Source organism: Mesorhizobium waitakense, assembly GCF_056431085.1.
In genome coordinates this window covers 57819-64749 of record NZ_JBWKME010000043.1, presented here as the reverse complement: position 1 = coordinate 64749, position 6931 = coordinate 57819, and the positions used below count along the sequence as shown (strand labels likewise).

Genomic DNA, 6931 nt, shown 5'->3' with positions numbered 1-6931 from the left:
TCGTCAGCCAAGCCGCTCCAGCCTGATCGCCCGGAAATCTGCCCCGGTTACGTGGCGACCTGACTCAGAACGCCGAAAAGGCAACCCCCAAGCGGCGCTTCGGCCAGATGGTAACGCTCGACCTCGTTGAAATAGTTCCGGAGGCGCTGCAAAGGGCTGCAGGAAACGTCCTTGAATATTTCGTTGCGCCGATCGAGATAGTGCCGCTCGTAGGCGTCCAGAACCGCACCGACAAATTCCTCCTTGCTCTTGAAGAAATAGTAGAAAGAGCCTTTCGGGACGCCTGCCGCATGGAGGATGGCGTTCAGGCCCACGCCGTCGAAACCGCTCAGGACCAGCGACTTGAGACCCTCGGCAATCAATCTGTCGCGCGTAGAACTATTTTTTTCAATCATGGCTAGTAGACCAGTTTACTAGCAAGTAGCTATATCACTATCCGCTGGTCGGGCCAACTGGCTTTTCACGTCGGGCCATCACGGTCGGCTCACGACGAGCGCCTGTTTTCCGACACAGGAGGGATGAGGCAAGGTGATGCAAAATGCTACCCCGCTCAGTGTGACCATGCATTTGAAGAAGCTTGACCAACAGGCAGCTCCTAGGTCCAGCTTGCTGCGATCAAAGGTTCAAACGAGCCCACGCGCAGGATGCACGCCGTTCGGGGCTCGGTGTTCGCCGGAGAAACACGACACGGTGATAATTGGCGGCGGCCAGGCTGGATTGGCCATGAGCTATCATTTGCGTCAGCGCGGTCGAGAGCACGTCATCCTCGAACGGCGGAGAGTGGCCGAACGCTGGCGAACCGAGCGCTGGGATTCGTTGCGGTTCCAGTTGCCGAACCGGTGGCTCGAGTTGCCAGGGAAGCCCTATGCGGGATCCGATCCGGACGGGTTTGTCCATCATTCGGACGTCTTGCGCTTCGTTCTCGACTACGCGAGAGAGATCGAAGCCCCGATACGCACCGGCATTGAAGTCACCAGCCTCTGCGAAGAAGACAGCGGATACTATTCCCTCGAAACAGCAGATGGCCAGATCAAGGCACGGCACGTTGTTATCGCCACCGGTCCGTTTCAGCGGCCGATGATCGCGGACTATTGCCGCGCAGTACCGGCCTCGGTCTGTCAGATCGATGCCATCCACTACCGGAACCCTGAACAGCTTCCGCCAGGCGCGGTGCTTATCGTAGGCAGTGGCAATTCAGGGTGCCAGATCGCAGACGAACTGTTGCATAGCGGCCGACGTGTGTTTCTCTCGATCAGCCGCCAACAGCCGCGTGCCTCGGCGCTACCGTGGTCAGGATGTTATCTGGTGGTATGAAAATCTGGGCCGCTTCGATATAACTATCGACACTTTTCCGGGCCGGAGGTATCCGCCGACGGTTATTTTGACCGGAGTCGATGGGGGCTACGATCTCGATCCGTGCCACTTGAGCGGCGCGGGCGCCACGCTGCTAGGGCGGGTCGTAGGCATAACCGATGGTACGCTGGTGCTTGCTGACGACGCCATGGAAGTGTTGGCAGCAGCCGACAAGAGCTATGCCGGTTTCATGGAGGCGGCGGACGTTTTGGCCGCCACGCAGGCGATGCGGTCAGATCTCGACCGGAAGGATCGCCCGTCGTCACTGCCGCCTGTCCATGTCGACAGTATCCGCACCCTGAACCTGCACCAGGAGAACATTGGGACGATTATCTGGGCGAGCGGATACGGCTACAGCTTCGACTGGGTGAAGCTCCCTATCGTCGATGCCAACGGCAAACCAGTCCAGCAGCGCGGTGTCACCCCCTGTTATGGAGTCTATTTCCTGGGACTGCACTGGATGCACACGTTCCGGTCAGCTGTTCTTGCCTTCGTCGGCCGAGACGCTGCCTATATCGCGAATCACATTGAACTTTTGGCGCTGAGCCGGGGACCATAAGCGCCACGTGAGCATCCTCCTGTCATCCCGGCGATATTTCGCCGGCTATAATCAAACGCGGACGGTTCACGATGAGCACCATGCCGGCGCCCTTAGTCTTTGGAGGGTCCTATGCCTTTCCGACAGAGCGAGGGTAGCTGCGAGCCCAACATTCCCAAATTTCGATCGAATAGGCGCCATGTCGGTGCGGGATTATAAGCTACCATCCGGCGTGAGAGGGCCCGATGTCTGAGGGTCAAACCCGGACTTCGTCCCGCCTGAGCCGACCGTCTGCTTTCGGGAAACGACCGAGGAGACCTCAATGTCGGATATGCGGCGGTGGGTTCAACCGATCGTGGCAACACCTTTAGTCTGAGAGGATGAGGAGGTGTCGCATGGTGACGTCACGGGTCTGGCTTACATCAGCGCAGAAGGCCGAGCTTTGGGAGCGATGGAAGCAAGGCCAAAGCATTTCGTCGATCTCGCGGGCATTGGACCGCAGGAACAAAACCGGCGTGCAGCGGATCGTATCCCTACATGGCGGTATCGCTCCGTCAGCAAGGCGTAGAGCGGCTTCGGCGCTTGGACTGGCGGAGCGAGAAGAGATCTCTCGGGGGATCGCGGCGGGTCTTGCGATACGCGCCATTGCCAGAAGTCTTGGGCGCGCGCCATCGACAATATGTCGGGAGATCACGCGCAATGGAGGTACGCGAACTTACCGTGCAACTCGGACTGACAAGCAGGCTTGGGAGCGCGCGCTACGCCCAAAGCAGTGTCGCCTTGCATGCTCTGGACGGCTACGATGGCGGGTCGCGCAAAAGCTGGCGCTACAGTGGTCGCCGGAGCAAATAGCGGGCTGGTTGAGGCGAGAGTACCCGGGCGATCCAAGCATGCGGATATCTCATGAAGCAATCTATCGCAGTCTATTCATCCAGTCGCGAGGGTGCTCAAGAAGGAACTGACGGCACATCTGCGCACCAAACGGCAGATGCGCCTCGCCAAAGGTGCACAGAGCCGGACGGGGCAAGGACAGATACTCGATATGGTCTCCATCCGCGAGCGTCCCGCTGAGGCTGAGGATCGCGCTATCCCAGGCCATTGGGAGGGTGATCTGCTCACCGGTGCGAACGACACGAACATCGCCACCCTCGTCGAACGACACAGCCGGTTCACGATGCTTGTGAAGTTGACGAGAAGGGACTCGGCCACCGTCGTGGCGGCCCTCGCCAAGCAGATCTGCACATTGCCCGAAGAGCTGCGGCGCTCGTTGACATGGGACCAGGGCAAGGAGATGGCTCGTCACAGGAGCTTCACCGTTGCAACCGATCTACAGGTCTACTTCTGCGATCCGCGCAGTCCCTGGCAGCGCGGCACCAACGAAAATACCAACGGTCTGCTCAGGCAGTACTTCCCGAGAGCAACCAACCTCTCCAGTGTCTCCAGGCCCAACTCAACGCCGTCGCTCTGCGGCTCAATCAGCGCCCCCGAAAAATCCTGGACTTCGAAACGCCGGCCGATAGGCTACAGAAGGTGTTGCGATGACCAGTTGAACTCACCGGCGCAAAGCTGCCGTTCGAGCCACATCAAGCCAGTCGTCAGTTTGTTGCGGCTTATTGTCGGATGTGGGCTATCCGTCTACTAACTGCATTCAACAGGGAGTAGCGACGAATTGAGCGTAGCGTTTGCCAAGGAGGAAAGCGCCGAGGCGGCATCGGAAACCATCCTTCCGCCTCGCCCTATCTCCGACCTCACAAACCTTGTCACGGAAGCAGGCCTGAAGATGCTGCAGGACGAATTGGCTCGCGCTCAACAGGCTTTCGAGGCTGCCAGTTTGCTGAAAGATGTCAACGAGAGGCGACGGCAGTCGGCGGTCCCGGTTCGAGATCTGCGATATTATACCGAGCGCGTCCGTACCGCTCAGCTTGTGCCGGGGCCGGCGTCTAATGAAGTGATCGCTTTCGGTCACACCGTTACCTTCGAGCGTGACGATGGCCGAACACAAACCTATCGCATCGTGGGCGAGGATGAGGCCAATCCGTCTCAAGCTTCCATATCGCATGGTTCACCGGTTGCCATCGCGCTGATTGGCAAGGGAGTTGGCGAGATTGTCCAGCTACGGCACCGCCAACTTGAGATCGTGTCCATTTCTTAGTTTGATCTATGGGTACGGTGCGCGGCCGAGTTGCAGGCAGCACCTCGCGCAGTCCGTACGGTACTCCTCGCCGGGGGTAGTCGGCCCCGCGTCCCGCCTGCGGCGGCGCTATGCTGACGCTCCTTCGGCTACCCTCTTAACCGGTCTCGTCGTTGCAGTCGGTCCCGCGTCGCGCCTGCGGCGCCGCAAGGGCTGACGCTCCTACGGCTGCTTCTTTCTTCAGAGGGAAGCCGGGGCACTGCCTTTCTTCGCAGAAGCTATCCCGACACGGCTGAGGCTTCCTCGCGACAAAGGCAACGTTCGCACGGGGGGAGAGATGGTCTTTGCCATCTCTCCCCCCCGAATGCCGCCTGCGACAGAGCGGGGCCGCCCGCTCGCGAGGCGGCGCTGACTAGTCATCCGCCGAACTGATCCGATCCGCCCCGCTCGACGCGCAGCCCAGCTCCGCTCGCCGGCATTCGCCCCCCTCTCTGCCGCGCGCTCACGCGCCCCCGGAAGGCATGCCGAGGGGCATGCCTTCGGCATGTAACGGAAAGGACCAGAACCATGACCATCCATGCAAAGAACGCGGAAACCACTATTGCCAGTCAGAGCGGCACGGAGGTTTTCATTCCGCTGAACAAATTGAAGAAGTCGCCTCGCAATGCACGCAAGACGCCGCATAGCGAGGCGATCATCGAAGCCTATGCGGCCAGCACCGCCGCCAAGAGCATGCTGCAAAACCTTGTGGTCGAGCCGGAGCTTGACGGCGAGGGCGCGGAAACTGGCTTCTATCTCGTCACCATCGGCGAAGGCCGCAGGCTGGCGCAGCTTCTGCGCGTGAAGCGCAAAGAGATCAAGAAGACCGAACCGATCCGCTGCGTCATCGACATCAAGAACGATCCGCATGAGATCAGCCTGGACGAGAATGTCACACGCGAAAACAATGTCGCCTGCTGATCAGTTCGAGGCGTTCCGGCGTCTCAGCGAGGAACGTGGTTGGGGCGCGGAGGAAATCGCCGCCCGCTTTGGGATCACCGCCCATGTCGTGCGGCAGCGCCTGCGGCTTGGAGCAGTGAGCCCCAAGCTCATTCAGGTCTATCGAGACGGTGATCTGACGCTGGACCAACTGATGGCTTTTGCCATCACCGACGATCACACCCGGCAAGAACAGGTTTTCGAAAACCTCAGTTACAATCGTGAACCCTACCTCATCCGCCGCGAACTGATGCGAACCCATGTCGCAGCTAGCGACCGTCGCGCCGTCTTCATCGGCACGGAAGCCTATATCGACGCGGGCGGCATGATTATCCGCGATCTGTTCACCGATGATCGCGGCGGCTTCTATGACGATCCGGCATTGCTCGACCGGATGGTCATAGAAGCTGCAAGGCATCGCCGAAACCGTCAGGCATGCTGAGGGCTGGAAATGGGCTGATGTCCACATCGACTTCCCGCATGCACACGGTCTGCGTCGTCACTACCCGCAGCCCGTGGTTTTGTCGGAAGAAGACGAAGCCGCCTATCGAGCGGCGTTCGAGACGTTCACCCAACTGACAGAAGAATGGAGGAGTGCAGAGTAATTGCCTGACGATGTTGATCAACGTTTCGGCGAGCTTGAGGCTGAGATCGAGCGCATCGACGCACTGCGTCACGCCTATGACCCTGATGTCGTCGAGCGCGGCGGCGTGTTCGTTGTGCTCTCCCATGACGGGACGGCGCGCATCGAACGTGGCTTCATTCGCCCCGACGACGAATTTCCTGCACCGGAAGGAAGCGACGAAGGCTCTACCATCAGTGGTGATGGCGAGATCATCGAGGCGGATGCCAATTCAGATACCGATAGCGGGAACGATGAAGACGCGGAGGAGGACGGCAAGCCGCTTTCCGATCTTCTCGTCCGCGACCTAACTGCCCATCGGACGCTCGGCCTTCGCCTTGCACTCGGCGAGCAGCCGGACGTTGCCCTTATCGCTGTCGCGCATACGCTCGCCGCGCAGGCCTTCTATCAGGGCATGGAAGCCCATTGCCTGGAAATCCGGCCGACGAGCACCTATCTCGGTGGCCACGCCGATAGCATCGAAGACACGGCAGCGGCCAAGGCGCTGGCGGATCGGCATGCCGGATGGGCAGCGGACATGCCGGCCAATGCGACGGACCTGTGGGGCTTCATCGCCGCGCTTGATCCTGCCAGCATCATGGCGCTGTTCACGCATTGCGCTTCGCTCACCGTCAACGCCGTCAAGCAGCCGTGGGAGCGCAAGCCAGCGCCGACGAGACGGCGGACAGATTGGCGGCAGCGCTTGGGCTCGATATGACGGCACACTGGACACCGACTGTGCGCACCTATCTCGGTCGGATCACCAAGGCGCACATCCTAGCCGCAGTCGGCGAGGCTGTCAGCAGCGAAGCGGCGGAGAGGCTTGCGGCGTTGAAGAAGCAACCGATGGCCGAAGCCGCTGAGCAGTTGCTGGCCGGGACCGGCTGGCTGCCGGTGCTGCTACGGACCATGGAGCCTGCGATAGTTGCCGATCCGCCTCTTGTCGAAGCCTTCAAGACCATGGCGGATAAGCCTTCCGCAGCGGATCGAGTATCCTTGGACGATGCCCATGCGGCCCCTTCCGAGGGCGACGGTAAGAGCGAGGCGGGTCAGGGCTTCGACGTCGCCGCCGAATGAAGGCAGAAACCGGAGCCGCGAAGGCGGCTCCGGACACCGTTAGAATTTTTCGGGCANNCCGGGGACCTCGACCGCACGACATAGGGAAGAGGGTAAGATGTGGCGGCTCCTCCCTTGGCGATGCCTCGTCCGTCGCAAGCCTGTTTTCTGCTTAAGGCGAATGGCGCGGCAGTCCATCGGTTCAGCTTGACGCGTATTCGCCCTGCTGCTGATCTCGACCATGCCCGCATTG

General features: G+C 60.4%; 4 protein-coding genes and 2 pseudogenes. 5 read left to right on the top strand and 1 reads right to left on the bottom strand.

Annotated elements, in window-relative coordinates; translation table 11 throughout:
• Positions 1–47 precede the first annotated feature (47 nt).
• Positions 48–395 (bottom strand): TetR/AcrR family transcriptional regulator, encoded by a 348-nt coding sequence (locus AC07FD_RS10185; RefSeq protein ID WP_478349726.1) that lies wholly within the window; start codon positions 393–395, stop codon positions 48–50.
• A 136-nt stretch (positions 396–531) separates the two neighbouring features.
• Here AC07FD_RS10185 and AC07FD_RS10180 point away from each other — a divergent pair, with 136 nt between their 5' ends.
• The 5 genes and pseudogenes from AC07FD_RS10180 (at position 532) to AC07FD_RS10160 (ending at position 6699) form a co-directional block, all read left to right on the top strand.
• Positions 532–1314, top strand: a complete 783-nt coding sequence (locus AC07FD_RS10180) for a flavin-containing monooxygenase (protein ID WP_478349725.1) — start codon at positions 532–534, stop codon at positions 1312–1314.
• Between the two features lie 67 nt (positions 1315–1381).
• Positions 1382–1912 (top strand): hypothetical protein, encoded by a 531-nt coding sequence (locus AC07FD_RS10175; protein WP_478349724.1) that lies wholly within the window; start codon positions 1382–1384, stop codon positions 1910–1912.
• 374 nt (positions 1913–2286) lie between these two features.
• A pseudogene (locus AC07FD_RS10170) lies at positions 2287–3433 on the top strand (IS30 family transposase).
• 127 nt (positions 3434–3560) lie between these two features.
• Positions 3561–4043, top strand: a complete 483-nt coding sequence (greA, locus tag AC07FD_RS10165; RefSeq protein WP_478349723.1) for a transcription elongation factor GreA — start codon at positions 3561–3563, stop codon at positions 4041–4043.
• Between the two features lie 546 nt (positions 4044–4589).
• Positions 4590–6699, top strand: a pseudogene (locus AC07FD_RS10160) (ParB/RepB/Spo0J family partition protein).
• The last annotated feature ends 232 nt before the right edge of the window (positions 6700–6931 follow it).